Here is a 25,520-nt window from a genome sequence, read left to right as displayed (position 1 = left end):
GCGCTTAGTTACAAAGCAATACTGTGCCAAAACCATAAGTTATTGATTATTAATTATTTAAAAATAAAACACTTAATCAAAGTGTTCGGTTTTGATACACTTCATGTACGCTGCCGATACACTTTTGGCACCGCTAAAAATTAGCCGCTTTCTGCCCGCTACTCAAAAACCGAAAATTGTAATATTGTAGATATGCAACTCAAAGACGCTCACATACTGGTCATTGACGACGATGAAGATGTACTTACCGCGCTTCGTCTTTTGCTCAAACCTCAGGTCAAACAGGTTGTGGTTGAAAAAAATCCTAATGCCCTGCAGGGGATTTTGAGCAAACAGGATTTTGACGTGGTGATTCTCGATATGAATTACAACGGACTCGTAAATACGGGCAACGAAGGGATTTTTTGGCTCAACAAAATAAAAAGCTGGAAACCCGCGACCGCTGTGATGCTCATCACGGCTTACGGTGATATTGACCTCGCCATTCGCTCGCTTAAAGAAGGTGCGTCTGACTTTTTGGTAAAGCCCTGGAAGAATGAAAAACTGCTGGAGTCTATCGCTGAGATTTTAGCCAAAAAGAAAAAAGCGGGGGCTCAGAAAATCAAACTGGATTCAGAAACCCAGATTATTGGGGACAGCGAACCCATGCAGGAGGTTTTTGTAAAACTGAAAAAAGTGGCGCCTACCGATGCTAACGTCCTGGTTTTGGGCGAAAACGGTACCGGAAAAGACCTGATTGCACGCTCCATCCACGAAAATTCGCTGCGTAAAAACAAGCCTTTTGTAAAAGTAGATGTCGGTGCCCTGACCGAAAGTCTCTTTGAAAGTGAACTCTTCGGGTACAAAAAAGGGGCCTTTACCGATGCCCGTGAAGATCGAAAAGGTCGTTTTGAAGCTGCCGATGGCGGCACACTGTTTTTGGATGAAATAGGAAACATCAGCCTGCGGCAACAGGCGCGTTTACTTACCGTTTTACAGAATCGCCAGGTGACGCCACTGGGCTCAAACGAACCGGTAAACATTGACATCCGGCTTATTTGCGCAACCAACCTGAGCCTTAAAGATCTCGCCGATGAAGGCAAATTCCGGAAAGATTTGATTTACCGCATCAATACCGTAGATCTGATGATTCCGCCGCTGCGGGACCGCGGTACTGACCTGAGCCTGCTGGCTCAGTATTTTGTAAAGCTGTATGCCGAGAAGTATGGCAAACAAGCTTTCAGCCTTGATCCCGGCTTCATCAAAAAATTGAAAGAACATGCGTTTCCGGGCAACGTTCGCGAACTGCAATATGCCCTAGAACGTGCCGTCATTATGGCCGAAGGTTCCATTCTAGTCGCTGAAGATTTAGCCTTTTCGCCCATAGAACAACAAACGGAAACCGAGCACAAACTCAAGACCACCAATCTGGATGCGGTAGAGAAGAATACGATTCTAAGAGTGATCGAAAAGAATAAAGGCAATATTTCCAAATCAGCTAAAGAACTGGGCATCACCCGCACTGCCCTCTACCGCAGACTCAACAAGTATGATCTATAAAAGCTACATCGCCGGCCTTTTGCTGCGGGTGTTGCTTTTACTGGCCGCACTTACGGGCATCGCCTGGGGTATCGTAAGCGGCAATGTCTATTTTATTACGGGTGGCGCGGCACTAACACTTATCTTGTTATTCAATCTCTACCGATTTTTGACACGGCGGTTTGTCGCGATGGACGACTTTTTTGAAGCCGTAAAATACCGGGATTTCTCCCGCTGGTTTTCGGAAAAACACGGTCCGCAAGATTTACGAAACCTGCATAAGGGCTTTAATAACGTCAACAAAACCATCAAGGCCATCAACAACGAGCGGCAGGCGCAGTTTGTATACCTGCAGAAAATTCTCGAAATGGTTGACGTGGGAATCATCGCCTACAATCTGGATACCGGCGAAGTGCTGTGGACTAATGAATCGCTGCTCAACACGCTCGATTTGCCCAACTTTAAAAACATTGGCTTTGTTGAAAAGCGCAGGCCGCAACTGTACACCGAATTGTTTGACACCTACCGCACTGAAGCGGTTTCGGTAGAAATCACACTGCGAAACGAACAGTTAAAAGTGCTGATTTCAGAAACGGTTTTTCAGGTGGAAGAAGATGCCTTTAAGCTCGTGGTGCTGCAGAATATTGAAAATACGCTCAACCAAAACGAGTCTGACGCCTGGAAAAAACTCCTAAGTGTAATGACGCATGAGATTATGAACAGCATCGCGCCCATCTCGTCGCTCGCCGAAACGCTACAAAACCACATTCAAAACAACCAGCAAAATGCAGAATTACATCCGCTGGAATTGGATGACCTCAACGCGGGCATCAGCAGCATTAAAAAACGCAGCGAAGGCCTGATGAAATTTGCCAAAACCTACCGCAGCCTCAGTAAAGTCACCCACCTCAATCTGGAGCCCGTCAAGGTGGGCGAACTCTTTAAAAGCATCAGCGACCTGATGCAACCTTCACTGGCAGACAAGCCTGTGGCGCTTCATTTTAAAACCGAAAACCCGGAAATGGCTTTCGAGATTGACAGTTATCTGATTGAACAGGTGTTGATCAACCTGATCCTGAATGCGATTGATGCTACGCGTGAGGCCGAAAAGCCGAAGATTGTGGTTACCGCATCTCAAAACAGCAAAGGCAGGGTACAAATCAAGGTACGCGACAACGGCAGCGGCATCCCTGAAGAAATACGGGAAAGTATTTTTATTCCGTTTTTTAGCACCAAAAAAACCGGAAGCGGCATTGGCCTCAGCCTCAGCAAGCAGATTATGACGCTGCATAAAGGTAAAATACAGCTCAAAAGCGATGCTGAGAACGGAACGGAGTTTACGCTGCAGTTTTAAAGTCCACGGACTAAAAATCTATTTGTCTTTATTCTGTTCTACCAGTTTATCATCTTTCCAGATACCGCTGGCGATTACTTCACCATCTTTACCATAAAAAACGCCCGCTCCGTTGCGCAGGTCATCCTTCCATTCACCTGTAAATTTTTCGCCGTTAGGCCAATAATAGGTACCTGTACCGCTACGCATATCGTTTACGTAATTCCCCTCATAATGCTCCCCATCTATCCAGTAAAACGTGCCTTTACCGTGTCGCATTCCATCGCGCCATTCCCCTTCATAGCGGCTACCGGTGTCTAGAATGGCAATTCCCAATCCGTTAGCTTTTTTGTTTTTTACCTCGCCTACATAATGCAGTCTGTTTCCTTTTTTGCTCTTAAAAGTCAGGTATTCACCAAAGACTTTTTGTTGCATCTGCATTCTGATATTCTTGAGTTCCAGTTGGGCTTTAGTCAGGGCAAAACTCAAAGAATCCATTTGCTGTAAATCAAAATCTGTAGTATTCAGATTTGCAGTATCTGCCTTAGTATTGCCCGGTCTCTTACTAGTTGCATAGCGCAATTGATTATCCAGATTGCGGATTTTTGTGGAAATCTTGCGTCTCAACTCCTTTTCAAGCCCCACGTTTTCGGGTAAGTTGTCGTAGGCGCTTTGTGCTTCTTCATACGATCCCGCCAGAAGCAACGAATCTGCACGGGCAATCTCGTTGCGCTGCTCAACAGAAAAACCTGATGTATCTGCATCGCCTTCTGTTTCTGCATTACTTTTCAGCTGTTGATTTTCTATAAAAAGATACACGGCTATGGCCGTGACGAGACCTGTGAGGATATAGGGCAAAATCTTTTTCATAAGTTCACTAAACTTTTTGGTAAAACAGACCGGTTTAGGTCACCGCTCTTTTTCAGCTCATTAACTTCAGTATTCTAATCTCTAAAATGTACAGAAGGCAGTTTGTTCTTAACCTTGCGTAGATCTGGTGAGAAATACAGGTGAATCCTAAAGGTATAATTTTGATTATAAACCGAACCGTCATCGAGAGTCTGGCCAAAACTGTACATAAACCCGCCTGCTACAGTGAGTCGGGGATTTATAATGTAACCTAAAGTTGCGTTTAAACGTACATCTTCTAATGGACTGTCAACAACCTGCTTTCCGCTTTGTAAGATCACTTCTGATTCCGGAGCTATGTACAGTGCGCCAGGCTGCAGACCGGGTTTATTTAAAGGCACTTTGAGCCTGAACATATAGCGATACCGATTCCTGAAAATATATTCATCCTCTTCCCCAAAACTTTTTGACCAACGGTGTTCAATGCGAATCCTGTGATAGGCCATCGCATTGTACAGCGGCATTGCAAACTGGTATTGATGCCATATTCGGTATTCCGGCAGTAAATCAGGGCCGTCGCTGTCAGGGTCTGTATTAAAATTAAGTCGCAACACGCCGCCCAGGGCGAAATTGGTTTTTTTATCGTAAATGTACCCTATGGCGTGCCGGTTGTAAATCTGGCCAATTTGACCCACATAGGGAGTACCGGCTGTTTCCTCAAATCTAAGATGCGTTTGCGCGATCCAGAATAAGCGTTTGGAGATGCGTATATTTCCGTACGTATTAAACCAGAATTTCCTCTTGACATCCTTATACTTAGATGCTCTGGTTTCGGTTTCAGAGTCTATATCAGGCTTATCCTGACCCCTTGCCGGATTAACAAAGGCCAGCGTGAGTGCTAACAAGAAAAGTGAAATTATCTTATGTGATGGCATAGCTGGTCTTTATAAGGCAACGCCCAAAAGTTTAAGAACTTCCTGAGGGTTGTCTTCTCGTTTTAACTTCCGCTCCAGGCGACGGGTATCTTCGTTACGCAGTTGGAGCAGGCGGTCCTGAATATTTCTATAGGTGGTCATCCAGTCCTGAATCTCTTCACAGGACAAACCTTCCTGCACCTGTTTCAATAAGTAAGGCAGTACCTGTTTCTCGTAAGCGTTTATGATGTGTTTTTTAACCTGTTCATCCATTATTGTGGCCGTAAATATCACGTATACTTCCTCTGTATATGCCTCTTTAAGCTCTTCTTGCTCGTCGGGTATTTGTATTAAAAGATCTACCAACTCCTGTTGTTCAGCAAAACAGATTTTGAGCTCACCGGCCCTTCTGTTTTTAGTTTCAAGACTATCCTGATCAATCAGGGCATACTGCTGCAATTGCTGATCTGCACGCCCTTTCAACGCCAATAAAGCCTTTCTAAGATCATCAGGCTGTGACGGCGCAAGAGAATCAATGCGTATTTTGAGTTGGCCTGCTTGCTGAACTAATGCTTCCTCTTTAGTATCAACCTGTTTTTGAGGCTTCAAATTCTTTAAAGAAAGTCCCAAATCATCCTGTATTTCAGTGAGAACCGATTCTACAAAATGAGCCATATCTTCTACATCCTGCAGCTTATTTGTTGATCTTGAATAGGTGAGACCAGTCTTTACAGGGTAAGCAACCTGCAATCCAGAGGTATCCTTACCTACAACCTCACGGGGAGGCAATCCTGATGGCCATAGCCCTTCTATTAAAGCGTCACGCTTTATAAAACGGATTACCTCATCCTTGCGATATCCGTTTAGTTTTTCAAGCTTTTTGAGATAAGTCTGCTCTATATTTTCAACTGCGTTATACAGCAAAGCGACTTTTTGATCTGTAAGTTTTTTTAAAATAAGTTGGGTATCTGTAAGTACAATACCGGCTAGAGACCGGGACTTTTCATAGTGTTCAGTTATCGCAGTCAGATTCTTTTCTTCTTCTTTTGAGAGGTCGTACCGGGGTACCTTTACCTTCATCACAGCCAATTTGACCGGTGAACCAAGGTCAGACATCATAGTCTCTACCTGATGTTGATAAGTGGCATTCTCTTTAAGTAAACTGCTTAAACCGTGATCAAATACGTGTGTAGTATCCTGCTTTTGCAGGCCAAACTCCATTATGGTCAGGTAGTTTTCATCCAGATAAATAAGCTCTGCATCTTCCTGCTTGTCTTGATTAAATGACAGTACTTTCTCTACACTATCATTGACTCGTATTCTTACTTCTCTGAGTACCCCATTATCAAAAACCCAGTTTTCAATCTCATTAATGCCATCTTTAGTAAAAAGCGTCCACGTGTCGTGGGCAGAGGCATTGCGCAAAAGCCTGCCTATGAGCAGGTTTTCGGTTGTTTCAATGGTAAAAGATAACTGAGGTATTCCTTCTTTATAAGTGATTTCACTCTTAAACTGATTGGAAGACACTTTAGAATCTCCGATGCTGTCTCGTGTGATTGTCCAGGTACTGTCTGGCAAACCTTCGTAGTAACTCCCTTCAACGGCTTTTTTTATTCCGTCAAGCCTGGTTACAAAAGAAAAATCAACAAACTCCTTTTCCTTTTGTGGCACGTAATTACCACTTGAATAGTGCCAAAGACCTACAGGAATATCATTTTTGAAGCTGCCTTTAATCGCTACGGGGTCCAGATTATTCTGAGAGCTGTGCTGAAATAAAAAAGGGCCATTTTTTAAGGTATCGCCCTCTTTAAGCCTATAGGTGTAAGTGGCCTCACCCGCAACACCTAAAATCTCGTAATCCCCATTGTAAATCTGCTGTGCAAAACCCAGATTGCAGAAGAATACCAGGCAGCAGAAAAGCCTAAATCCAGGTGCTTTTGAAATGGAAAGGGACAAACGGAACATTCCTAATTTTGTTAGTATTTTCTCCAAAATCAGTTTCTTTTCGGCAAAAGTATGGTTTTAAGACCTGTTAAGTCTGAATCCAGGGTCCTATTCACCTTTTTTTAAGAGAAATCGATTGAGTAAAATATGAGGATATGAAGACAGTTAATTTCAATTCCTAAGTGCCCTGAACTGTCCCTGAACGCTGCAATAAATTAGCATAAACCGAATATTAAGTCGCAGGATGGCGCTGAAAACGGGACAGAGTTTACGCTGCGGTTTTAGGGTCAAAACCGCTAATTTCACTCAAACCCAGAACTGCAAAATGCACTAGTTGCTCGTTCGTGGAAAACGTTCGGTAAGCAAGCCAAGGCGGTACGAATTTAATAAGTCTTTGAGATCTGCTATCTGTTCCTTTATCTTGTTGCCGTCCCGGATATCTTCCACTTTTAAGGGCTTGTCTTCATACGAATAGATGGTTTCGGCCTCCAAAATATCCAGCTCCTCAGTAATTGCCTTTTCCGTAGATTCAAAAGGAAGATGGGCGATGATTTTTTTCCCGATGTGATCAAAAATGAGCGTATAACCCGCGATACCTGTTTGTTCCTGATAGGCTTTTGCAAACCCCCCGTCGATCACCAGTAGCTTACCTTCAGCTTTAACCGGACTCTCCCCTTTTTTGACAGCCACAGGCACATGACCGTTTATAATCAGGCTGTTTGCAGGATCAAGACCAAAATTCTTAAGGATTTTATCGGCTGTTTCGGGCAAATCCCTGTACTGGTAATACGGACTCTTGGTTTCTTTATGCAGTTTTTCATCGGTTACAAAATACCGTTCAAAAGTGGCCATTTTATCTTTTCCGAATAAAGGTGAGTCCGGACCTGCCCATAGATACCACATCATATCTTTTGCCAGTTCATTTTCGCGTGTGCCTGAAACCCCGGAATAGGCCTCGCGCGCAAGTTTATCTAAAAAATCCATGTACTCCCTGCCAGTTCTTTTTTTACCCAAAAGTTCTATTGCAGCCAGATTGCCGTCTTTGTCTATAGGAATACACCCGTGAAACAGCAGGCAATCATTTGCGATGTGGTACATACTTCCCTTTTCATATAAGAACTGTACATGTTCCTGAAGACGTACACTCTGTTCAAACGATTCGGCAAGTTGCTGCATCAGCTCCTGCTCCCCTTTAGAAAGCCCGGTAGGATTTTCCGGATCGATGGTAGGGAAGAAATCATCTTTCATCGCATAGGTTTCACCTTCAACTGTGAGTTCACTCTTTGAAAAATCTATACATTCCAGCATTTTGCGATGCTCCATCCGCAATTCCGGCCTTCTGCTTATCAGCTGCTCTTCCAGCTTAAACTGAATAATACTGATCGCCTTATGCATGATGCGGTTGAGCCAGCCCTCACTTTCGTTGAGCAGTTCCTCCGGAGCAACTTTAGGATTAAACGCCAGGCTGCTATCATCGCGGTAATGCTCAAGTGCAAACGACGCCAAAGGCAACAAATTGATGCCATACCCATTCTCCAGGGTTTGGGTGTTGCCATATCGTAGCGAAAGTCGAATCACATTAGCCATACAGGCGCGGGAACCTGATGCGGCACCCATCCACACAATGTCGTGATTGCCCCATTGTATGTCTACCGAATGGTATGCGATCAGACTGTCCATAACCTGTTCTGCACCGGGACCGCGGTCATAAATATCTCCGATCACGTGTATTTTGGCAATAGCCAGCCGCTGTATGAATTCTGCAAGGGCTATGATCAATTGATCACCCTCACCAATCGCGATGATGGAGCGCAACAAATTTTGACGGTAAGCAAATTTCTGTTCCGGGGCAGATTCCCCGTCAAGCAGTTCACGAATTACTAATTTATAATTTACCGGCAACAACAGATCGAGTTTGCGTATGGTATAAATTGCGGTAAACCGATGCGCGACTTTCAACAGGCGCTTTACCGCGACTGTGTAAAATTCTTCGAGATCCGAATTTTTCGATTTCAAAATATCCAGTTTTTCCTGCGGATAATAAATCAAGGTAGCCAGGCTACGCAGGGAATCTTCGGTGAGTTCGTCCTTAAAAAGCGTCAAAAGTTCGTGGCGAATACGACCGGATGCATTCTTAAGCATATGCCGAAAAGACTCGTGTTCCCCGTGTATGTCGCTTATAAACAATTCGGGACTTTTGGGCAGCGAAAGCAGGGCCTCCAGCAAGACAATCTCTTTTGCCGCTGCTGCTGTATTGGGGTACTGCTCAGAAAGCAGTTTTAAATATTTAATATCGTTTTGCATAGCTAGATCTGAAAAACCAACAACTCCAAGATACTTTTTTTGATTGGGAATTCAGTCTGTAAAGAGATTTAAGCTGGTTCTATTTTGAAGGAGGACATAGGCCTAAGTCTCAGCAAGCAGATCTTGAGCTTGTAAAACGGTAAAATTGAATTGCAGAGCGATGTTGAAAGCGCAAAGGAGATTACTTTCGGTATTAATAGTATTCAGAACACAAAATTTGCTAAATGCTACTGACCTTAAAATATGGATGATAATCTGTAACTTCCGATGATAAAATTTAGTTAGATCTTCGTGTTATCCATTTATAAATAAAAAATTCGTGAAAGTCGATAAGCGTATTTTCCTGATTGCAGGTCCGCTGCTGTTTGTAATTCTTCAGCTTTTAGGTGCTCCCGAAGGAATGCCTGAGCCGGCCTATGATGTGCTTAGCGCAACCATCTGGATTGCCTTATGGTGGGTCACCGAAGCCGTGCCTATTGCAGTAACCGCGTTGTTACCCATCGTGCTCTTTCCGCTTACGGGAGCACTCGATTTATCAACCACAACGGCGTCTTACGGGCATAAATACATCTTTCTGTATATGGGCGGTTTTATTCTCGCCATTGCAATCGAAAAATGGAATTTACACAAGCGCATAGCCCTGCATATCATAAAGCTTATAGGTACTAACGTCAAAAACATCATTCTGGGCTTTATGGTAGCAACGGCCTTTTTGTCGATGTGGATTTCAAACACGGCTACTTCGGTTATGATGTTACCCATTGGGATGTCTATTGTTTCTCAACTAAAAGACAATCCCGCGACCAGGCAGGATGAGAATAAACTTTTTGGGGAAGCTCTTATGCTCAGCATTGCATACAGCGCCTCAATCGGGGGAATTGCAACGCTCATTGGTACCCCGCCTAACCTGGTTTTTGCCGGCTACATTCAGGAAGTTTACAATATTGAAATCTCCTTTTTACAGTGGCTTACTTTTGGTTTACCCATTTCAATTATCCTGCTTTTGGTTTCCTGGTATTACCTGGTCAACATCGCGTTTAAGTTTGAGCAAAAGGAATTTCCGGGTGGAAAAAGCGAAATCCAAAAACTCCTGGTAGAACTGGGACCGATGAAACGGGAGGAGAAAATTGTACTCTCCGTTTTTGTGATTACCGCACTTTGCTGGATTTCGCGTTCATTTTTACTGGAAAAAATACTGCCGGGTATAGATGACACCATCATCGCAATGATTGCCGGAATCACCTTATTTACCTTAGGCACAAGCCAAAAAGGAAAGCGCATCATTCACTGGAAGGAAGCCGTAAAAATGCCCTGGGGCATTATTTTGCTCTTCGGTGGCGGGATGGCTTTGGCATCGGGATTTGAGGTAACCGGTCTTGCGGAATGGTTCGGTGTAAAAATCACCTTGCTCGACACCTTACCCCTATTGCTGCTTATCTTGATTGTGATCTTTAGCGTGAATTTTATCACCGAACTCACCTCCAATCTGGCTACAACAGCTATGCTGCTCCCCATTTTGGCACCTATTGCCTTAAAACTGGATTTGAATCCCTATATGCTGCTGGTTGCGACTACGGTTGCAGCTTCCTGCGCGTTTATGCTGCCGGTGGCAACGCCTCCGAACGCGGTGGTCTTTGGCTCCGGGTATTTACGCATCCCGGATATGGTCAAAACCGGGATTTGGATGAACCTCATCTCGATCATCTTGCTTACGGCTATGGTGTATTTCGCCCTTCCGCTCCTGTGGGATTTTGATCCTTTCGGATTCAGTCAGAAATTTTTGCTGGAGAAACCTTAGCTGAGATAATCAAAATGCTTTGCAATAACAGCCTCCTTTTCGGCTTCAAGGTATTCTACAAAAGCTTTAGCCACAGGCGAAAGGTTTTTGGCTTGCAGCCACACCAGATTCCAAAAGGTATTGATGGGTAAACCCGTCACCGGAACAATTTTCAGTTTCTGGCTTTTAAGTTCGTTGCGCAGACCTATAATGGGCATAATAGAGCAGCCCAATCCGGCAATTACAGCCTGTTTGACCGCTTCATTTGAGGTTAATTCCATTTTTTTAGTAATGCTGAATTTACGCTGGGCAATAAAATTTTCCATGGCATTACGCGTGGCCGATCCCGGCTCCCGGTAAATGAGCGGCATTTTCTCAAAGAGCACTTCTCCCGATTCCCCGTCGGCAATGTCAAAATCACTGCTCGCGACATAATGCAGGCTGTTTTGCATCAGCGAGATCGTGTTGATCTTCAGCTTATCGGGAAGTACCGATACCAATGCAAAATCTACCGCGTTGCGCTCCAGACTTTCAACCACCAGAGACTTATTGGTCACATCCATCACCAGATCGACTCCGGGGTTTTTCCGCATAAATCCGGAAAGAAAATACGGCAACACATATTTACCGGTTGACGCCACCGAGATGGTCAATCTGCCCGAAATTTCGCCCTGAAATGCCCGCGTTTTGTAATTAATCGCCTCTACTTCTGTTAAAATTTTCGTAACGGTGCGTGCGATCTCCATCCCAAAATCCGTGATGTAAAGTTGCCTGCCTACCACTTCGGTAAGGGGTATGGGAAACTTGTCCTGAAAGTTTTTAAGTTGAATAGAAACAGCAGGTTGCGTGAGGTGCAGCTCCTCTGAAGCCTTCGTAATACTCTTCAATTCTGCAATCTTTTGGAATATCTGAAGCTGATGCAAAGTGTAATTCATAAAATATTTTAATGTGTCTGATAACAAATATAAATAAAAATTAATGCATCAAATGTTTAAACTTTGCACCCGAACTCAAACTAAAACGCTTAAATCTCAAGTATGAAAAACGAACAGAACACCGCTACATCCCCTAAAACAGAGACGCTTCAGCTTATTGACGGAGAATTTACCGCTGCCGAGGCCTCTACTGTGATTCTTAATTTGCTTGACGAAAAGATCAATTTCCACAAAATCAGAAAATTACAGATCTGGGAAAAAGATCATACGATGGACAGTGAGAAAATCAATGCCCGAATCGAAGCTCTGGAAGCTGAAAAAGCCAAAGCACAAAAACTATTTAAACAATACGCACGGGATAAAACCCGCCTTAAAATTGATGGAAGTATAAAAATCACCACGCTGTAATTTTTTTAGTCCTAAAACAACTTTAATGAAGATTCTACACCTTTTACAAGCCGGTTTTATCATGCTGCTCCTGCTGAGCGCCGCCTTTGCAGATAAGCTGATCAAGAACCCGGTTATCTCTGAAAAACTGACCTTGGGAGCAGGTATCATCCTGATGGTTTTAGTCATCAAATTTCAACATACAGACTCCTCAAACAAGGAAACCTCCCAAAAATCACTCAATTGTTAAGTATGAACACGCAACAAACCACGTATTCCCTTAAATTAAATTCAGCTTCTGAAGCCGGTAGTACTAACACTGCGGCACGTGCGGTTAGCCTGTTATTGTGGTTACTTTTTGCTGCCAACCTCACCGGTCTGGTGGCCCTGGCCAATACCCGACTGTACCTTCAGGCCGGCGACTGGATTACCTTTAATCACTTTAGCCTTTTGATCTGGACCACGGTTACTTTCTTTGGAGCCGTAGTGAGCACCTACGCTGCTAACTACCTCAAAGGCTTTAGATACCACAGCCGCTTTATGGCACTCACGTTTGTCTTTACAGCGACCGTGATGCTTCTGGTAGTAGCCAATCATCTGGCGCTTTTAGTGATTAGCTGGTTGCTTATGGGTGTTTTAATGTCTCGCTTAATAGGTATTGACAAAGACTGGGCAGAAGCGCGGGAAGCCTCGCGTTTTACCCTGAGTTATTTTCTGACCGGGAGCCTGTTTTTGGGAGTTGCTGTGATTGGCCTGGCCCTGTATACCGGGCAACACACCCTAAGCGGACTATCAACCGCCGTGGCTGCTACGCCAAAGTATGTCACCCTGCCGGCCGCACTGCTCATTATACTCGCTGCTTTGGTACAGTCTGCGATTTATCCCTTTCACCGCTGGCTGATGAGTGCAATGACTGCACCTACCCCGGCTTCGGCTCTGATGCACGCGGGTTTTGTAAACGGTTCGGGTATCTTACTTACGCTTTTCGCGACGGTACTTTTCGCTTCAAACACCTTAACCCTGCTCTTTATCATAGGTGGCCTTACCGCGATCATCGCGCAGTTTGCCAAACTGCTTCAGGTGCACGTCAAACAAAAACTGGCCTGCTCTACCATCGCTCAAATGGGCTTTATGATTATGCAGTGTGGTCTCGGATTTTTTAACGCGGCTATTGCCCACCTCATCCTGCACGGTTTTTACAAGGCCTACCTGTTTTTGTCTTCGGGAGAGGAAATCGCACAAACCAAACCCGAAAAAGCGCCACATCTGCACATAAAACCTTTGCAGGCTATCGTGGTTTCGATTTACGGAGTTCTGGGAGCTATGCTCTTTGCCATCCTTACCGGCAAAGGCCTTAACCTCAACAGCAGCGTATTTTTAACCCTCATTGTCGCCATCACCGTGGGACAGGCTACCTATAACATTGTAAAAGAACAAAGCCTGAGCACCCTGCAAAAAACCGTTTTGCCACCGGTGTTGTTCTTCCTGGGAATTGGCGCCTACGCACTCATCTACAACGGCATTACCTTCCTGATGCGTGATTTACCGAAACCTGAGCAGGCACTCCCCCTTTCCTGGCCACAGATCATTTTTGGAATCATCTTCCTGATTGGCTTTTTTGCGATGAAATTGGGACTGTACCACAGATTGCCTTGGCTATACGTCAAGCTGCTTAACCTGACGCAGCCCCATAAAAAAACGGTTCTCCTTTCTAAATCTAAATAATTATGAATCAACAACTGGCTCAACAAATTACTAAGGCATCCCACGCAGTGGGTAATACCTGGCCGCTTTACACCTTTGTGGCTTCAAACCCGCTTACGGGTTATGAGGACAAAAGCTTTAAGGAAGCTGGCCGTCTGGCAGGAGAATACCGCTCGGCACGCGCTTTGCCCAATGCCAAAGCCTTTCGTAAGGCCTGGGAAAACGGTGCCATTGATGCGAAACTTTTAAAAGCTGCTCTTAAAAAAGAAGGCTTTAACCAGTCTCCGGAAGACTATCTGAAGCTTCTGGAAAACCAAAAACCACAGCTTAGCGAAAACACCTATCAGGAGCTGGACCGGGTGATGGTTAAATGGCTTGCCGCCTTTCTTGATGAAGGTCTGGCCGAATGGACGATGCCTTTTAAAACCGAAGGTTTTTATACCGCCTGGAGGTATCTTGCCATTTACGATACCGAAATAGGAAGAGTAAGTCTCAAAGACATTCCTAAAACTCCGGGAGAAACCCTTGAAAATCTGTTGCAGGAATACAGCCCGGCAGAGCAGGAAGAGATTTTCACACGCCATTTGGCTGCATTACCGGGATGGACGGGCTACATCAAGCAGCGCGCTGCCGCCGCGACCGACTGGCAACAGGAATTCCCCATAAATCTGGAAGAGTATCTGGCGGTACGCCTCTGGACCTGCGACCAGCTCAACCTTCCGTTTTTATTGGAAAAAGAAGAACAGGCAGCTGAAGATACCGCGCAGCAATTACAATACCTGTGGCTTAAAGCCTGGGAACAGAGCTGGCAAAAAAATCTGGTGAGCAACTTAAAGCAGAGCGGTAGTTCCGCAAAGCGAAAGGAAGCAAACGCTCGACCTGATGCCCAACTCGTATTCTGTATAGATACCCGCTCAGAAGCCATACGCCGCAACATCGAAGCTCAGGGTAACTATGAGACTTTTGGTTACGCCGGTTTCTTTGGCATCGCGATGGATTATGAAAGCACCCGCGACGGCATCACCCGTAAAGCCTGCCCTCCTATTGTGGAGTCGGCTTATACGGTTACCGAAAAACCGCGTGAAGAACAGGCTTCAGCCTACAAAAAATACGAGCGTAAAAACCGCCTGAAAAACTTCAAGGAGTACGCCTTTAAGCGAATGAAAAATATGCTGCCTTCTGCCTTTGGTTTTGTGGAAGGATCAGGGGTTTTCTACGGAATCGCCTTACTGGGGCGCACCCTGTTTCCGGCCAGCCTGTATAAAAGAAAGGAACGCAACGCAAGCGAGATGGAGTCCTGTTGCGAGCCGCATATTCACAAAAATGTTCACGGAGATGAGGCTATTCTAAACATCAGTCTTGCCGAAAAGACAACGATTGTAAAAAATGCCTTTGACCTTATGGGTTGGAAAACTTTTGCACCTGTGGTTGTTTTTGCGGGCCACGGAAGCCACTCGGCAAACAATCCGTTTAGTTCGAGTTTGGATTGTGGTGCTTGCGCGGCAAGCCCGGGAAGACACAACGCGCGGATGCTGGCGTTACTGGCCAACCTGCCCGAAGTAAAGCAGCAGTTAAAAGAACAGCACGGCATCGCTATCCCACAAGACACCGTATTTATTGGTGCAGAACACAATACCACCACAAACGCGATTGAATTGTTTGACAGCAGCTTGAGTACAGACGTACAGGCACGCCTGACGCCGCTTAAAGCAAGCTTGAAAAAAGCACAGCAAACCGCAAATGCCGAAAGCTTTCAAACTACCGGAAACGCTCAGGTTAAGGCGCTTAAAAAAGCCCATAACTGGAGTGAAACCCGCCCAGAATGGGGCTTGTCTAAAAATGCAGGTTTTGTTGTAGGTCCGCGAGCCCTTACTCAAAATATGGATCTGGATGGGCAGTGCTTCCTGCACTCCTATGACTGGCAAACAGACACCGAAGGCAAAGCGCTTGAGGCGATTATGAAAGGTCCAATGACCGTAACCCAATGGATCAACAACCACTACTACTTCTCTGCGGTAGACAACGAGCAGTATGGTGGCGGTTCAAAAATCACGCACAACATTACCGGTAAATTTGGTGTGGTTCAGGGCAACGGCGGCGACCTGAAAGTAGGTTTACCCCTGCAGTCGCTATTTAGCTCAGATGACGAGCTCTACCACCTGCCGCTTCGTCTTTCGGTGATGATACAGGCGCCGGTAGCTCGGGTTTCGCAGATTCTTATCGATAACCCGCAGTTGAAGAGTCTGCTTGACAACAAATGGATTCACCTGTTGGTGATGGATCCGCAGCAAAAAGATGAAGTATTCCGCTATGCCAAAGGAATAAACTGGAAATCTGCTGAAACGGATCTTGCAGTAAGCAAATCAAAATCTGAAGAAGCTGTAATGGCTTAAACCGAATTCCCAAAAGAAAAAATGAGCTTCCTTGCGGAAGCTCATTTGCTTTTATACTAGAGCTCAAGCGCTTTTAGAATACGCTGAAAAATTTCAGTATTCTCATATACCCCGCGGAAGAGTTGGGCGCCCGGACCATAGGCAAAAACCGGGACCATAACACCACTGTGATCTGTTGAAAGGAAATCGCCCCGCACGGTTTTTTGATCGAGGTCTCCCCCCATAATCCCAAAACCTGAAGTCTCGTGATCTGCCGTAATCACCACCAGCGTATTTTTATGAGTGTCTGCAAATTGTAATGCCCTTGCAATGGCAACATCAAAATCAAGCATTTCCTGAATAATGCCGGCGGCGTTATTGGTATGCCCGTTGCTGTCTATTTGAGCAGCTTCGGCCATCAGGAAAAAGGGTTTTTCAGCAGCATTGAGTACCGAGAGTGCCCGGGTCAAACTGTTCGGAAACAACTTCCCACGCCCGGCAGCTACCGAGAGTACTTTACTTTCGCCCAGAAAAACGGCGGTTTTTTCAGTCAAATCAGTAAACGAGTCGAGACTTTTAATTGTGAATGCCGACGAAATACGATCGGCTTTTGACTTGCCGCCTGCGATAAAAAAGTTGAGTCTGCTCCCTTTCAAATCGGCTAAAATACCCTCTGAGTCATCCCGCTCCGCACGATGCGCATAAAAAGATGCCGGTGTCGCGCCGTCAATCGCATCTGTACTCATCAGGCCCGTATTAAAGCCCTGAAGTGAGAGTATTTCGGTGATGTTTTGCAGGGGTTGATCATATGAGTCGACGCCTATCGCGCGGTTATGCGTTTTATGACCGGTCGCCATCGCGGTACCTCCTGCAGCAGAATCGGTTACCAAATCATCTGCTGAGGCCGTTTTTGAAAACCCGATATCAGTCAATTGGGTTAAGCTCAACTCTCCTCCATTTGCGATTTGTGCCGAAGTAATCTGCGTCAGCCCATTGCCATCCCCTATTAGTAAAATCACGTTTTGGGGACGGGCATTGTAATCAAAATCAAAAGCAGGTTTGTAAACATCAATCTGCTCAGTATTGGTATAGGTATTGGGCTTTAACTGATTCAAAAAATCTGTAGCCCGGGCCGGGGTGTCGGTATTGATGTAATCTACTCCCAGGTTAGCCAAAGTAGCCCAGGCTGTTTTGGTATCGGGACTTGCCCAGAAGCGAACCGGTTTTCCGTTAGCGTGCGCGGTATTGATAACGGCTTCTACCCGTTGTAAATCTGCAGCGACCATACGCCCCAGACCATTCCACACCGAGTAGTTTTTGAAATTTACGCTCACGAGTGCGACTTTACTCAGGTCGATGCTTTTTAAATCATCTGTATTTTGGTGATCAAACTGAATAAAATCAGGGTGCTTCCCGTAATCTTCCGATTGTGGTCGATTTCCCGAAATCACCAACTCCAACTTATCAGACTGCGTGAGCGCCGGGTAATTTTCAAGGATTTGTGCCAAAGCCTTCAGCGTAGGTTTTGCTTCCGACTTGATATCGATAAGCAACTGAAGCTTTCGCAGATCACCGGTACGGGCCAGTTCGGCTAAAGGCTGTAAATACAAATGTTCCAGCGTGTTTTCCGGAAGAATTTCGGCCTCGCTGTGCGTAACGTAAAGCCTGTTTTCCTTTAAGAATACATCTGCTTCGATGCTTGCCGCGCCACCCACATAAGCTCCCCAAAACGGAAACTCCTGTGCATAATCGTTGTGCGCGTGCACCTGATACGTTTCAGCTTGCTGAGCTAAAATTGCGTTACTCCATACCAAAACGGCAAGCAGTAAAACGCATTTGAAAGCCTTACTTGTTTTCATGAATCGCCTTTAAAATTTTATGGTAAATCGCGGAGTTTTGATAGATGCCTTTAAAGTTTTCGGCTCCCTTTCCTTTCGCAAAAACAGGAATGAGTTCGCCACTGTGCTGATCGGTGATAAAATACACAGCTACTTTTTCGGGTATCTCGGTTTTCTTTCCGGTTTCCGCATCCAGCTCATAGTACTTGCCAATGCTGGCTCCGCCGGTCTCGTGATCGGCAGTGACCACAAGCAGTGTATTGGGATGGCTTTCCACATAATCGAGCACCGCACCCAGAGTCTTATCAAAATCGGCCACCTCGCTGATCATCATTTCGGGGTTCCTATCGTGTCCGCCCCAGTCGATGTATGAACCTTCGATCATCAGGAAAAAAGGCTTTTCGGCTTTGCCAAAATACTCCAGCGCCTCAAGACTGGCCTCTTTTAAGAAATCGCCACGTCCCTCTAATTTAGACGGAAGCCCTTCGTCTTCAATGATAAAGGCGTTGCGCATTCCAACTTTTGAATTGCTCAGTTTAAGGGTATCCAGATTGTAGTCGCGCTCCAGTAAGGTATTGAACAGCTTTTTACCATCGGTGCGCTGACTGAAGAATTTGCGGCCTCCACCCGCTAAAAAATCTACATCTGCTGTTGCGAGCTGCTCTGCGATTTCCTCGTGTAAATCCCGGTCTTTTACGTGTGCGTAAAAAGATGCCGGGGTGGCGTGCGTAATCGAAGTCAGGGAGATGAGTCCGGTTTGATAGCCTTCGTTCTTCAGTTTTTCTAAAATAGTTTCCTGCGGAATCGTGTCTTTTGAAACCCCGATCGCGCGTTTGTAAGTTTTTTGCCCTGTGGAAAAGGCCGTCGCGCCGGCTGCCGAGTCGGTAATCATATGACTGGTAGAATAGGATTTGTGCAGGCCTATTTCTTCAAAACGCTCAAAATTAGGAGTCTCCTCACCAAAATAAAAGGCGCTCGACACCTGTGGAATTCCCATCCCGTCGCCAATCATTAAAATTACACTCAGGGGTTCTTCGGTTTGTTTTTCCTGAGCACTAACCGTTACTGCACACGCATTTACCAAAACTGCGCTTAGCACAGCCATACTTTTTTTAATAGAATTCATCATTCGGTATTTTTTAAAATTTGAAACGGCAAGGATTACTCCCTGCCGTCTTCAAAACTAAATGTACTACATATTATTTAGTTAATAACCTTCATTCTGTTCCAGATAGCCGGGCGTGTTTGAAGCTCCGTCAATCGCAGTCTGTGGAATTGGGAACAGGCGGTGTTTTACATCGGCATCGGTTTTTGAAGTCCAGGTGTCTTCGTATTTACCAAAACGAATCTGGTCTGTACGTCGTGACATTTCCCAGTAAAACTCAAAACCGCGTTCTCTAAAAAGCGTTTCAAGCGTGATCGACGTCCAGGGTTTCGGTGTCTGATCAGGTCTTGCCGTACGCGAAGCACGCACAAAATTCACATCGGCCAGAGCACCGCCGTTGTCGCCTTTGCGCAGTTTGGCTTCGGCACGCATCAAATACACATCTGCCAGACGTAATAAAATGAGGTCAACATCACTAAAGTTGTTTCCGTCAGGCGAAGTCTTTGAAAACTGCCATTTCGCGAAGCGGTAACCCCCGGCGTAGCTATTCGTATTCTGAATGCTGATGTCTAGCGTATGGTCAACATAATACACGATATCTTCAAGATCTGAACCGTTCTCACGCGCTTCAGCCAATGGATAAATACGGTATTTGGTCTCTCCCGAACCGTCTGTACCGGTCATAAAATCGCCCGATCTGAACTTTTCTTTACGCGGCGCCCACATGGTACCCCGAATGATTCCACGGTCGATTTCAAAATCGGCACCTGCCAGAAAATAATGATCCTTATCGGTTTTAAGGCCCAGCGTATCTCTGAAATACGGCGTAAGACCCGAAATATCTTCAAGCGCTGCGGGTACCTGCGCATTCTTTTGGTAAAAACGGGCATCAGCATCTGCAGGGTCAACCGAACCGTAAGCATCTACCCAGGTCTGGTAGAAATCGGGGGTGGCGGCAGGACCGTCAGTACCGTCCATACTCAGGTATTTATCGCCCGGTCTTGGGAATAAGGATCCCGACATAGACCAATAGGCCCAGCGGTTGTGATCGTTGTTCAAAACCCCGCGCAGGTCTAATGCAAAAATAAGTTCGGCATTATTGTGATTGTCGTCATTAAACAGGTCAAAATATTCCGGAGACAAGGCAAAGCTGCCCGAGTTGATCACCTCATCAGTATGCGTAATCACCTTGTCCATATCAGCATCGGTAAAATTAGGTGTGCCGTAGGGATCGCGGTATACTGCGGCGTTCAGGTATAATTTTGCCAGAAAACCGTGTACCGCGGCCTGAGACATTCGGCCCGGAGCTTTATCGGTATTGATGTTTTCAAGCGATGCTAAAAATTCAGCTTCTATATAGTCAACGGCTTCCGCACCGCGCAACACTACAGAAGTTTCGGAAGTCGCTTCTTTCTTAAAAGCAAGTCCCCAGCTGTCTAAAAACAGCATATTCTCATACGCACGCAGCGCACGCATTTCGGCCAATGCCTGAACAGCCTCGGCATCACCGGCTTCAGCCAATGGTTTCAACACGTCTATAGCTGCAACGGTTCTGAACAATGCCGTGGTAAGATAGCTCCATGAGCCGCTTACCAGATCATTTCCTGCCGAAATAAGGTGGCGGTGTGTGGTGGTATAGGTATCGTTATCTGCCCACTGGGTACCGCCCAGACCGGTGCGGGGTGGTAATATCGCCTCATCTGAAGCGATTTCCTGCAGCCCAAAATACCGCGTGTGTCTAAACGTGCTGGGTAATATTCCGTAAGCGGCAGAAAGCGAACCGGTGATGGGCTCGGTAAGGCCGTCTGTTCCGGTCAGGGATTCGTCAATGATTTCTTCTTCAAGGTCGGTGCAATTCCACAACAGTAGCGCGCTAAGACCAACAAAAAGGGTTTTTATATGGAAATTCATAACTATTCAGTTTTAAAATTAGAAGGAAACATTTAGCCCAAACACAACCGTGCGTGCTCTGGGATAGGTGAAGTAATCAATACCAAAAGACTTGGCATCAGAAGACGAACCGGTGTTGATCTCGGGGTCAAAGCCGGTGTAGTCTGTAAGCACAAACAGATTTTGCCCGGTGACCGAAAGGCGCAGGTTTTGAAACCAGTTTTCGAGTCCTAAAGCTTCCGGTTGCAGATTGTAAGCCAGGGTGGCGTTGTTCAGTCTTAAGAAACTGCCGTCTTCCAGATAGCGGGTAGACACGGTGTTTGAATTATTCGGGTCTTCGTTAGGGAATTCTATAGCCTGATCTGTCGTGTTCAGCGAATTTGAAATTTGGGTTTTATTGAACAGGTTCATACGGGTATGGTTGTACACTTCATTCCCGCTCACCCCGTTGAAGTTGAGTGCCAAATCAAAATTTTTGTAGTTGAATTTGAAGTAAAACGCATAGATCAGGTCCGGGATAGAGCTTCCGGCAGAGACGCGGTCGCTGTCATCAATCTGGCCGTCACCATTAACATCTCTAAAAATATTGAAGCCATCTTCGTCAATACCCAGAAACTCGCGCATATAGAAATTACCAATAGGCTCGCCGTTGATGTACCCGTTAATGGTAGCCCCCGTTTGCCCCGAACCGCTTGCAGTACCGGTAGTCACGATGGTAAAAGGCGAATCTTCGATCTTGTTTTTGATGTAGGAGAAATTTCCGCCAATATTGAACGAAAAGTCCCGGCTGCGGTCACTCTGGTAATCTAAAGCCACTTCGATACCGCTGTTTTTGATTTTCATCCCGGGGATGTTTTGCCACTTGAAGCCTACTTCGTCAACAGGATCCTGAGTAGAGAAATACAGCAATACATCGGTAGTTTCTTTAGCGAAATAATCTACCGATCCCGTAAGGGCATAGTCTAGAAAGCCGAAGTCTAAACCGATATTGGTCTGTGCGGTTTCTTCCCAGCGCAGATCGGGGTTTGCGGTACGGGCAAAAACAAGACCGTAATTGTAGTCGTCGCGGTTGACCACGCCATCGTTAAGCGGATAGATATCATCATCTGCAAAACTTTCACCATAACTCAAACGGGTTTGTTTCGACGGGATTTCCTGATTACCCGATTTACCCCAGCTGGCACGAAGCTTCAGGTTGTTGAAACCGCTGTCTGCCATAAACTCTTCTTTGAAGATATTCCATCCCAAAGCCACAGAAGGGAAAGTCGCATAACGGTTGTTGTCTCCAAACTTGGTAGAACCGTCTGAACGCAGGGTGGCAGTAATTAAATACTTGTCTGCAAAATCGTAGTTGATTCTTCCGAAGAAGGATTGCAGTTCGTTTTTGGTCGCGTTAGAATACTGGCTTTGCTCGCCTTTACCCCCGCCCAACTGATAGCGGGGCTCAATGCCGTTATCCGGGAAATCTTCAATATAATACCCCTTGGCGTGGATAAAGAATTTTTGATAGGAATGACCGGCAAGAAGACTCAGGCCGTGATCTCCAAACTCCTTAGTGTAATTTAAGGTGTTTTCAACCAGTTGGTTTTCGTTTACGGTAAAGGTCGAATTGACCGACCCCAAACGGAAATCAGGATCTTCGGCATACGGAATGTACTGTACATCGCGATCAGTCTTGGAGTAATCAACACCCAGATTGAGTTTGTAGGTAAGCCCTTCAAGGATCTCAAGGGAAGGTGAAATGTTTGCTATCATCCGGTTATTTGTGGCGAAATCTCCATAGATGCGCTCAAAAGTAAGCGGATTCAATCCCGTACCAAAAACCGTAGGCTCTCCGTCTGTATAGGCCGGTGTGGTTGGATTCAGGCTGAGCATATTGCTTACCGCGTTGCCTATGTTGGGACGGTCATACTCGGTACGGGTAGCGCTTAGATTGATGTCTACCTTAAGACGGTCGTTAAGGCCTTTTTGAGAAACATTGGCCCGTGCAGAATAACGCTTTAAGCCGCTGTTGTTTAAAATACCTTCCTGATCGTTTACCCCTAAAGAGGTGAAATACGAAGTTTTTGCGGTACCGCCGCTCATCGAGAAGTTGATGTCGTTAGTGATCGCGGTGCGGGTAAGCTCATCCTGCCAGTCAGTATCTGCCCCGTTATCGTTAAGACTGCCGTCAATTTCCTGTACCACGCGTCTAAACTCGTCTGCCGAAAACACATCGATTTTATTGGCTAAAGTAGCGATTGCCGTACTGGCCGAAAAATTCATCTGGGTACGGCCTTCCTTACCTTTCTTAGTGGTGATGACCACCACCCCGTTTGCAGCACGCGAACCGTAAATTGCAGAAGCCGAAGCATCTTTAAGCACGTTTATCGATTCGATATCCTGAGAGTTGATGAAGTTGAGCGGGTTTGTAGGCACTCCGTTTGAAGAGTTATCCAGTACAAAACCGTCTATCACATAAAGCGGCGAAGTACCGGAACGCAGGGTTCCCACCCCTCTGATCACAATATCCTGACCGGCACCGGGCTCACCACTGGCGTTAGTCACATTAAGACCAGCCACTTTACCCTGTAACAGGTTACCGGGGTTAGAAACCACACCCTGGTTAAACTCTTCTGAAGTCACCGAACTTACCGCACCGGTAAGGTCAGATCGTTTTTGAGTCCCGTAACCAATGATCACCACCTCATCAAGTTCTGAGGTGTCTGCTGCTAACTGAATGTTGTATTGGGTTTGTGCTCCCACCGTTAGCGTCTGGGTTTGAAAACCTACATAAGAAATTTCCAAAACCTCGTCTGCTTCGGCATCAATGGTAAAATTTCCGTCAAAATCTGTGGTCACCCCACGCGTCGTGCCCTGTACTTTTACGGTAGCGCCGGGCAGCAGTACGCCATTGTTGTCTGTCACCGTACCGGAGATAGATTGTTGAGTAAACGCAACAACTCGGAAGTCGTTGGTCAGCGCGGCACTAAATGTGGATTTCGCTTCGATTGTAGGGGATAAAAGTATACATGAAGCGAAAACACCCATACTTTTAGACCGAATAGTCTTAATTTTAAAATTCATGTTTAAGTTATTGATTGGACAATGCTTAATAATTGAGTGCGCAGTTGTTGGTAGCAGCTGCGCTTTTTTTTTGTGGATTTGTATTACTTATTTTTTGATTAAACCACGTCTTTCAGACCGCTAAATAATCACAATCCTTTCAGAAGGAATTTACGTGAAGGTTACCGCTGCGTTAAACTTATAAGGCTGCTAAAACCTTTTATGATGAAGGAATGACAGCATTTAATTCTGATATGTAGGACATACATACTATTTAAATTCAAGTGTTTAAAAGCCCGGAAGAAAGACTTTGAAGTCTGTTTACGCATTTTAAATTTGATGTTAACAAAACTTGTTTGAGACAGGCCAATGGCTTTTGGTAACAATTTCTTAAAAAAGCGAAGTCAAATACGTGTATGTTTTAAGTTTAAATAAATCGCAAAAGACTGAATTTCAATCTATAAGAAATCGATTTCGTAGGAAATAATTTTAAGAGTTTGGCCTGAAGAACCAACGAAGTGTGTCACATTTTCAAAGTAATAGATAACCTGTATTGAAGTAAAGCCTCCCTTCAGATTGAAAAGAGGCTTATGAGGTATTTAAAAATATTAAAAAAAACTAGAGCGTATAATTCAAATGCAGACCCAAACGGAATCGCGCCTCTACCCCGCCGTCATTCAAATTCTGCGTTACCGGAAGCATCAAATTTACTCCTGCGCTTATCTTTTTGATGCTGATCTCAGTGCCCAGACGCCCAAAAAGCACCGAGCCCGCAGTATCGGCTACAGGAAGACCAAAGCTTTCATTTTCCTGATACACTTCGCCGGAGAGCCCCACAAAGGGAATGATTCGATCTACCTTCAGGGTATTATAGACTTTAGACAAATTAAGGCCATAGGTAAACTGATCCCCAAAATGGTACTCTTTTTTGTTTTCAGTCTTCAAGGTATAGGTACTCATAACTCCCAGACCCCAGTTTTTATAACCTATGGAGTAATTAACTGCGCCTATATAGTCCCAGCTGCCGGTTCCCAACTGGAAACTGGGGTTCACGCTGCCTTCATTATTGGCACGGTCGTAAGCGCCCACCGGCAGCTTAATACCGGCACCCACTTCCAGACTGTGTTTGTATTTGGTTTGTTGATTGGCATACATTCCGTCCATCTTCGGTTTTACGAGCGTGTAAAATGCAAGCAGACTCACATCTCCCAGACCTGAAATGTCCTGAGTACGCCCGTCATTAAATTCCCGATTGTGAAACTGATAGGGTGCCAGAGCCGTGAGGCTCAACTTTTCAGTAATTGGGAGTTTTGTCCAGAGTTGTAGTGTATTGAAATGTTCTTCAACCCAGGGCGAATTGTTGAAAATCCCGTCCCGCGAACGGTAGCTCTGGTAGATATAGCGCAGCCCTATAAAATTCTCATTCCCCACGGTACCGTAACCCATTCCGCCGCCGGTGCTTCCGCAACCGCAAAAATCGCAATCTTCATAATCGTATTTATAAAACGGATTGATTTCAGGATCTCTGGGATTCATTTTTCCGGTTTCCGCCAGGGCATAAAAACCCATAGTCAGAACCAGGATTAAAAAACTATAATTTTTCAT

The 25,520-nt window shown here is 45.4% G+C and carries 17 protein-coding genes; 7 read left to right on the top strand and 10 right to left on the bottom strand.

Features of this window, described 5'->3' with window-relative positions; all coding sequences use genetic code 11:
• The first annotated feature begins 192 nt into the window (after positions 1-192).
• Together CJ305_RS08045 and CJ305_RS08040 are read left to right on the top strand one after the other, a co-directional pair.
• Positions 193-1,539, top strand: coding sequence for a sigma-54-dependent transcriptional regulator (locus tag CJ305_RS08045; protein WP_099645748.1), 1,347 nt, complete (start codon positions 193-195; stop codon positions 1,537-1,539).
• Positions 1,529-2,872, top strand: coding sequence for a sensor histidine kinase (locus tag CJ305_RS08040; RefSeq protein ID WP_099645747.1), 1,344 nt, complete (start codon positions 1,529-1,531; stop codon positions 2,870-2,872). Before CJ305_RS08045 ends, CJ305_RS08040 begins: the two co-directional genes overlap by 11 nt.
• 18 nt (positions 2,873-2,890) lie before the next feature.
• Here CJ305_RS08040 and CJ305_RS08035 read toward each other — a convergent pair whose 3' ends face one another.
• The 4 genes from CJ305_RS08035 to CJ305_RS08020 form a co-directional block, all read right to left on the bottom strand.
• Positions 2,891-3,721, bottom strand: a complete 831-nt coding sequence (locus CJ305_RS08035; protein WP_099645746.1) for an MORN repeat-containing protein — start codon at positions 3,719-3,721, stop codon at positions 2,891-2,893.
• A gap of 74 nt (positions 3,722-3,795) precedes the next feature.
• Positions 3,796-4,605 carry a DUF2490 domain-containing protein gene (locus tag CJ305_RS08030; RefSeq protein ID WP_223248831.1) on the bottom strand — a complete coding sequence of 270 codons (810 nt, stop codon included), beginning with the start codon at positions 4,603-4,605 and terminating at the stop codon, positions 3,796-3,798.
• A gap of 39 nt (positions 4,606-4,644) precedes the next feature.
• A complete protein-coding gene (locus tag CJ305_RS08025) occupies positions 4,645-6,606 on the bottom strand; it encodes a toxin-antitoxin system YwqK family antitoxin (RefSeq protein WP_143469361.1) in 1,962 nt (653 codons plus the stop codon).
• A gap of 282 nt (positions 6,607-6,888) precedes the next feature.
• Positions 6,889-8,862: a fructose-1,6-bisphosphatase gene (locus CJ305_RS08020; protein ID WP_099645743.1), complete on the bottom strand. Its 1,974-nt coding sequence runs from the start codon at positions 8,860-8,862 to the stop codon at positions 6,889-6,891.
• A 319-nt stretch (positions 8,863-9,181) separates the two neighbouring features.
• Here CJ305_RS08020 and CJ305_RS08015 point away from each other — a divergent pair, with 319 nt between their 5' ends.
• The gene (locus CJ305_RS08015; protein ID WP_099645742.1) at positions 9,182-10,660 is read left to right on the top strand and encodes an SLC13 family permease; all 1,479 of its coding nucleotides are present in this window, start codon (positions 9,182-9,184) and stop codon (positions 10,658-10,660) included.
• On the opposite strand, the gene CJ305_RS08010 is transcribed toward CJ305_RS08015, so the two are convergent.
• Entirely contained in the window at positions 10,657-11,574 is a 918-nt protein-coding gene (locus CJ305_RS08010) for a LysR family transcriptional regulator (RefSeq protein WP_099645741.1), read from the bottom strand. The two genes, CJ305_RS08015 and CJ305_RS08010, sit on opposite strands and share 4 nt — an antisense overlap.
• 102 nt (positions 11,575-11,676) lie before the next feature.
• Between CJ305_RS08010 and CJ305_RS08005 the strand changes: the two genes are divergently transcribed.
• From CJ305_RS08005 to CJ305_RS07990, 4 genes are read left to right on the top strand one after another with little or no spacing between them, the layout of a single operon-like run.
• Positions 11,677-11,982 (top strand): hypothetical protein, encoded by a 306-nt coding sequence (locus CJ305_RS08005; RefSeq protein WP_099645740.1) that lies wholly within the window; start codon positions 11,677-11,679, stop codon positions 11,980-11,982.
• Between the two features lie 25 nt (positions 11,983-12,007).
• Positions 12,008-12,211, top strand: a complete 204-nt coding sequence (locus CJ305_RS08000; protein WP_099645739.1) for a hypothetical protein — start codon at positions 12,008-12,010, stop codon at positions 12,209-12,211.
• Between the two features lie 2 nt (positions 12,212-12,213).
• Positions 12,214-13,686, top strand: a complete 1,473-nt coding sequence (locus tag CJ305_RS07995; protein WP_099645738.1) for a proton-conducting transporter transmembrane domain-containing protein — start codon at positions 12,214-12,216, stop codon at positions 13,684-13,686.
• A 2-nt stretch (positions 13,687-13,688) separates the two neighbouring features.
• Positions 13,689-16,058 carry a DUF2309 domain-containing protein gene (locus CJ305_RS07990; RefSeq protein WP_099645737.1) on the top strand — a complete coding sequence of 790 codons (2,370 nt, stop codon included), beginning with the start codon at positions 13,689-13,691 and terminating at the stop codon, positions 16,056-16,058.
• 56 nt (positions 16,059-16,114) lie between these two features.
• Here CJ305_RS07990 and CJ305_RS07985 read toward each other — a convergent pair whose 3' ends face one another.
• From CJ305_RS07985 to CJ305_RS07965, 5 genes are all read right to left on the bottom strand, one after another.
• Positions 16,115-17,896 carry an alkaline phosphatase gene (locus CJ305_RS07985; RefSeq protein WP_099645736.1) on the bottom strand — a complete coding sequence of 594 codons (1,782 nt, stop codon included), beginning with the start codon at positions 17,894-17,896 and terminating at the stop codon, positions 16,115-16,117.
• Positions 17,883-19,004, bottom strand: a complete 1,122-nt coding sequence (locus tag CJ305_RS07980) for an alkaline phosphatase (protein WP_099645735.1) — start codon at positions 19,002-19,004, stop codon at positions 17,883-17,885. The genes CJ305_RS07985 and CJ305_RS07980 overlap by 14 nt, the downstream gene beginning before the upstream one ends.
• Before the next feature lie 78 nt (positions 19,005-19,082).
• Positions 19,083-20,891, bottom strand: a complete 1,809-nt coding sequence (locus CJ305_RS07975; protein ID WP_099645734.1) for a RagB/SusD family nutrient uptake outer membrane protein — start codon at positions 20,889-20,891, stop codon at positions 19,083-19,085.
• Between the two features lie 18 nt (positions 20,892-20,909).
• A complete protein-coding gene (locus CJ305_RS07970) occupies positions 20,910-23,936 on the bottom strand; it encodes a SusC/RagA family TonB-linked outer membrane protein (protein ID WP_099645733.1) in 3,027 nt (1,008 codons plus the stop codon).
• Positions 23,937-24,533: 597 nt separating this feature from the next.
• Complete coding sequence (locus tag CJ305_RS07965) at positions 24,534-25,520, bottom strand: transporter (protein WP_099645732.1); 987 nt, start codon at positions 25,518-25,520, stop codon at positions 24,534-24,536.

The sequence above is a fragment of the Leeuwenhoekiella nanhaiensis genome, assembly GCF_002744755.1.
Taxonomy (GTDB): Bacteria; Bacteroidota; Bacteroidia; order Flavobacteriales; family Flavobacteriaceae; genus Leeuwenhoekiella; species Leeuwenhoekiella nanhaiensis.
This window is presented reverse-complemented; position numbering and strand designations above follow the sequence as displayed.

What these genes read in the sequence shown, in the direction of transcription:
- CJ305_RS08045 (WP_099645748.1), top strand. Translation starts at nt 193, where the DNA reads ATGCAACTCAAAGACGCTCACATACTGGTCATTGACGACGATGAAGAT.
- CJ305_RS08040 (WP_099645747.1), top strand. Translation starts at nt 1,529, where the DNA reads ATGATCTATAAAAGCTACATCGCCGGCCTTTTGCTGCGGGTGTTGCTT.
- CJ305_RS08035 (WP_099645746.1), bottom strand. Translation starts at nt 3,721, where the DNA reads ATGAAAAAGATTTTGCCCTATATCCTCACAGGTCTCGTCACGGCCATA.
- CJ305_RS08020 (WP_099645743.1), bottom strand. Translation starts at nt 8,862, where the DNA reads ATGCAAAACGATATTAAATATTTAAAACTGCTTTCTGAGCAGTACCCC.
- CJ305_RS08010 (WP_099645741.1), bottom strand. Translation starts at nt 11,574, where the DNA reads ATGAATTACACTTTGCATCAGCTTCAGATATTCCAAAAGATTGCAGAA.
- CJ305_RS08005 (WP_099645740.1), top strand. Translation starts at nt 11,677, where the DNA reads ATGAAAAACGAACAGAACACCGCTACATCCCCTAAAACAGAGACGCTT.
- CJ305_RS08000 (WP_099645739.1), top strand. Translation starts at nt 12,008, where the DNA reads ATGAAGATTCTACACCTTTTACAAGCCGGTTTTATCATGCTGCTCCTG.
- CJ305_RS07995 (WP_099645738.1), top strand. Translation starts at nt 12,214, where the DNA reads ATGAACACGCAACAAACCACGTATTCCCTTAAATTAAATTCAGCTTCT.
- CJ305_RS07990 (WP_099645737.1), top strand. Translation starts at nt 13,689, where the DNA reads ATGAATCAACAACTGGCTCAACAAATTACTAAGGCATCCCACGCAGTG.
- CJ305_RS07985 (WP_099645736.1), bottom strand. Translation starts at nt 17,896, where the DNA reads ATGAAAACAAGTAAGGCTTTCAAATGCGTTTTACTGCTTGCCGTTTTG.
- CJ305_RS07980 (WP_099645735.1), bottom strand. Translation starts at nt 19,004, where the DNA reads ATGATGAATTCTATTAAAAAAAGTATGGCTGTGCTAAGCGCAGTTTTG.
- CJ305_RS07975 (WP_099645734.1), bottom strand. Translation starts at nt 20,891, where the DNA reads ATGAATTTCCATATAAAAACCCTTTTTGTTGGTCTTAGCGCGCTACTG.
- CJ305_RS07970 (WP_099645733.1), bottom strand. Translation starts at nt 23,936, where the DNA reads ATGAATTTTAAAATTAAGACTATTCGGTCTAAAAGTATGGGTGTTTTC.
- CJ305_RS07965 (WP_099645732.1), bottom strand. Translation starts at nt 25,520, where the DNA reads ATGAAAAATTATAGTTTTTTAATCCTGGTTCTGACTATGGGTTTTTAT.